The 4,032-nt window shown below is 45.3% G+C and carries 5 protein-coding genes; 3 read left to right on the plus strand and 2 right to left on the minus strand.

The genetic code is table 11. From position 1 onward, the window contains the following. The first annotated feature begins 95 nt into the window (after window positions 1-95). Genes rpe through WA010_RS06520 form a run of 3 tightly spaced genes read left to right on the plus strand, consistent with a single transcriptional unit; the run spans window position 96 to window position 2,114 of the window. A complete protein-coding gene (gene rpe / locus WA010_RS06510; RefSeq protein WP_422556332.1) occupies window positions 96-737 on the plus strand; it encodes a ribulose-phosphate 3-epimerase in 642 nt (213 codons plus the stop codon). 1 nt (window position 738) lies between these two features. Next, window positions 739-1,326: a phosphoribosylanthranilate isomerase gene (locus WA010_RS06515; protein ID WP_422556333.1), complete on the plus strand. Its 588-nt coding sequence runs from the start codon at window positions 739-741 to the stop codon at window positions 1,324-1,326. Further along, window positions 1,323-2,114, plus strand: a complete 792-nt coding sequence (locus WA010_RS06520) for a 3'-5' exonuclease (RefSeq protein ID WP_422556334.1) — start codon at window positions 1,323-1,325, stop codon at window positions 2,112-2,114. The genes WA010_RS06515 and WA010_RS06520 overlap by 4 nt, the downstream gene beginning before the upstream one ends. A gap of 103 nt (window positions 2,115-2,217) precedes the next feature. Here the strand turns inward: WA010_RS06520 and accA are convergent, their stop codons facing one another. Further along, a complete protein-coding gene (accA, locus tag WA010_RS06525; RefSeq protein ID WP_422556335.1) occupies window positions 2,218-3,153 on the minus strand; it encodes an acetyl-CoA carboxylase carboxyl transferase subunit alpha in 936 nt (311 codons plus the stop codon). Window positions 3,154-3,165: 12 nt separating this feature from the next. Continuing rightward, window positions 3,166-4,032, minus strand: an 867-nt coding sequence (locus tag WA010_RS06530) for a beta-ketoacyl-ACP synthase II (RefSeq protein ID WP_422556336.1), incomplete at its 5' end; no start/stop codon positions are given.

Raw genomic sequence — 4,032 nt, forward strand, 5'->3', positions numbered from 1 at the left:
GGTTAATTTGAGTTTTGAGGGAAGTAATTTTATCTTTTTTTTAACACGATAGTTTTTTCGCTAAAATAACGAAAATATTATTCAAGGTGTCTCCTATGCTCGTTGCCCCAAGTGTCCTCTCTGCCGATTTCGGTAATTTAGCGCGTGATGTCCGTGCCATCTGTGATGCTGGGTGCGATTTGGTGCATGTCGATGTTATGGATGGACATTTCGTCCCCAATCTCACTATCGGACCGGTTGTTGTGAGTGCGATAGCTCACGCGGCGACTAAACCGCTCGACATTCATCTAATGGTTCAAAATAATACCTTTTTCGTCGATCTATTCGCTCCGCTCAAACCCGAATTCATCACCTTTCATATCGAAGAGGAGAAACACCCTCACCGTCTCATTCAGTACATTCGCTCACTCGGTATCCGTCCTGGGATCGTTCTCAATCCTCATACCTCTGCGGAATCGGTCGAATATCTCCTCGGTGATGTTGATATGGTTTTGGTGATGTCGGTCAATCCCGGTTTCGGCGGACAAAAGTTTATCCCAACCGTTATTGAGAAAATCCAGCGTCTTAAAGCACTCCGTGATCGTATCAACCCAGATTGTCTAATCGAAATCGACGGAGGGGTCGGCAGTAAAAATATTCATGCGCTGAAAAATGCCGGAGTCGATGTCTGTGTCGCCGGAAGCTATGTATTCGGACAAGAGGACTATAAAACCGCTATCGAAAGTCTCAAAGTCTAACATGCGAGTCAAGATTTGCGGTATCACGAATTATAACGATGCGATCAATGCGATTGATGTGGGAGCCGATGCACTCGGATTTATTTTTTACCCTGAATCCCCCCGCTATATTTCTCCAGAAGATGCTAAAACGATCATAGAAAAGCTCCCACCCTTTATCGAAAAAGTGGCTCTTTTCGTCAATGAGACGCCTGATTTTATCCACTCTATATGTTTAGAGACAGGATGCACCCTCGCCCAAATTCATTTTGATGTTGAAGATGATTTTTTTACTCAGGTTAATTTCCCGACTCTACGGGTTATCCGCGCTCAAAAACGAGATGATATTTTAGAATACTCAGAGGAATACCGTCTGATCGATGCTTTTTGTGAAAGCTTCGGAGGAGCGGGAAAACGGCTCAATATTGAGTGGTTTGAAGGGATTGATTGCTCTAAAATCATCCTCGCCGGCGGACTTGATCCCGACAATGTCGCTTCACTCACATCGTATGGTTTTTATGGTGTTGATGTGAGCAGCGGTGTTGAAGCGTCTAAAGGTAAAAAAGATCACTCTAAAGTTACCGCTTTTATCCAAAAGGCCAAAGCTTGAGCCTCTCTAATCCTAAAACACTCTCACGACTTTCGAAAAGCGGTATTCAAAAAAATGAGTTTGAAAAATTTCTAGGATTTGAGAGTGAACTCACCCTTGAACTGCTCAGGGCACAAGGGATGAATATTATCCTCCATAATGACCTTTATCTCTTTGAAACACTCCTCACAAGCGTCGATGATACCCTCTTTTGTATCGTCGATGTTGAATCCAATGGCTCTAAACCCGCGCGCGATCAAATCATCGAAATCGGAGCTGTCAAACTTCAAAACGGTCATATCCTCGATACCTATGAGAGCTTAGTCTACTGCAACTCTATCTCCAGTCAGATTCAAGAGATTACCGGTATTAGCGTAGAACAAACCCTAAAAGCTCCCGCTATGGGAAAAGTAATGCGTGAATTTCGCCTCTTTTTAGGGGACGCCGTTTTTGTCGGACATGATGCAAAATTTGATTATAACTTTGTCTCCGCCATGATGGAGAGAGTTGGGCTTCAAAAGCTTCTCAACCGCTCTTTATGCACCATCGATTTAGCAGAGCGTACGATCGAATCTGAGCGCTATGGCCTCAAATACCTCAATGAACAGCTCGAACTCTACAAAGAGGCTACCCACCATCGCGCCCTCTCCGATGCCATGACCACCACAAAACTCCTCAAACGAACCCTAGCCCTCATCCCCCATACGATTCATAATAGTGAAGAGTTAATCGCATTTTCAAAAGAGGCAAAACGGTTGAAAAGACCAAAAATGAAAAAAGTAGAAAAAATAGACAAGGATGAAAAATAAAAAGCACACAAGTGTGCGCGGGCATTCTGCCGAGGAAAACTCAGCGTTAGCGTAGCAAACCGGGATGCATTCCGGTTGCGTAAAAATATAATAAGGTTTGAGCTTATTCTGAAAATCGTCCCATTCCGACGAGACGGTTGTAACGTTTATCGAGACGCTCTGCATCGCTGAGTTTACGCAGATCATTCACTTGGGTCATAAAATAAGTTTTGAGAGCATTCACTGCCCCCTCTTTATCACGGTGTGCACCGATCAGAGGTTCATCGATAACATCATCGATTAAATCGAGTTCTTTGAGATCGGCAGAGGTGATTTTAAGTGCTTTGGTTGCCGCTTCCACTTTGGTCGGATCATTCCACAAAATAGCTGAACACCCCTCAGGAGAGATAACGCTAAATACAGAGTAACGCATCATAGCCAGACGATCGGCAATACCGATTGCGAGTGCTCCACCGCTTCCACCTTCGCCGATAACAACTGAGACAGTAATGGTATTGAGATTAGAGAGTTCCAACAAGTTACGGGCAATCGCTTCACTTTGATTGCGCTCTTCCGCACCCAGACCAGGATAAGCACCCGGAGTGTCAATCAGCATTAGGAGTGGGATGTTAAACTTCTCCGCCATTTTAGCGACACGAAGTGCCTTGCGGTACCCCTCAGGATGTGGCATACCGAAATTACGCTTGAGCTTATTTTTGGTTCCGCGACCTTTTTGCTCGCCGATAACCATAACACGCTCATCACCGATGTAGCCCATGTAGCAGATAATCGAGAGGTCATCACGAAAATGACGGTCCCCGTGAATCTCGTATTTTTTATCAAACAAAAGATTGATGTAATCGAGCGCATACGGACGATCTTGATGACGTGCTAACTGAAGCTCTTGATACGGAGAGAGATTAGCGTAGGTTTTTTGAACCTCTTTGTCCAAATCCTGCTTTAGTATCTCTACCGCATGGTGATCATAGCGCACTTCTGCAGCGATAATCTCCTCTTGGATTTGACGGATATTTTGTTCAAAATCTAAATAGGTAGCCAACGGCTTGCCCTCTTATATTTTTTTGAAGATAACGACACCGTTGGTGCCGCCAAATCCAAATGAGTTAGACATAACGATATTAAGCTCCGCTTTACGGGCAACATTTGGAACAATATCCAAATCGCAGTTCTCATCCGGATTTACATAATTAATGGTCGGAGGGATAATACCATCACGCATCGCCATGATACTGACAACCGCTTCGATACCGCCGGCTGCTCCGAGACAATGACCCGTTTGCCCTTTTGTTGAACTTACCGGAGGGCAGTTCTCTTTTCCACCAAATGCAATTTTAAGAGCTGCTGTTTCATTTTTGTCATTGGTCGGGGTACTGGTTCCGTGGGCGTTGACATAATCCACTTTCGGATTTTTTGCCATTCTAAGTGCCGCTTGCATAGCACGAAGAGGTCCTTCAAGGCTTGGTGTCGTGATATGGTTTGCATCACCGCTTTCACCAAATCCGATAAGCTCAGCATAAATTCGTGCTCCACGTGCAACCGCCGCATCATACTCTTCAAGTACCAAAGCAGCCGCACCCTCACCCATAACAAATCCATCACGCTCTGCATCAAACGGACGTGAAGCGTGGCGCGGATCATCATTTCGGGTACTAAGAGCTTTCATCGATGCAAATCCACCGATCCCGACACCGGTAATTGCTGATTCAGCTGCAACCACGAGCATTTGATCCGCACCGCCGATCATAATCGTTTTTGCCGCTTCACTAATAGCGTGAGTCCCTGCCGCACATGCGGTTACTGCTGAAAGGTTCGGCCCTTGCAAGCCGTGATCAATCGTGATGAATCCGCCGAGCATGTTGACCAGTGCTCCTGGAATAAAGAAAGGGGAGATACGACGAGGTCCTTTAGTCTCAAGGAT

Source organism: Sulfuricurvum sp., assembly GCF_049305995.1.
Lineage (GTDB): Bacteria > Campylobacterota > Campylobacteria > Campylobacterales > Sulfurimonadaceae > Sulfuricurvum.

Bases quoted from the DNA above. Each gene is read 5' to 3' on its own strand.
- WA010_RS06515 (WP_422556333.1), top strand. From the start codon at position 739: ATGCGAGTCAAGATTTGCGGTATCACGAATTATAACGATGCGATCAAT.
- rpe (WP_422556332.1), top strand. From the start codon at position 96: ATGCTCGTTGCCCCAAGTGTCCTCTCTGCCGATTTCGGTAATTTAGCG.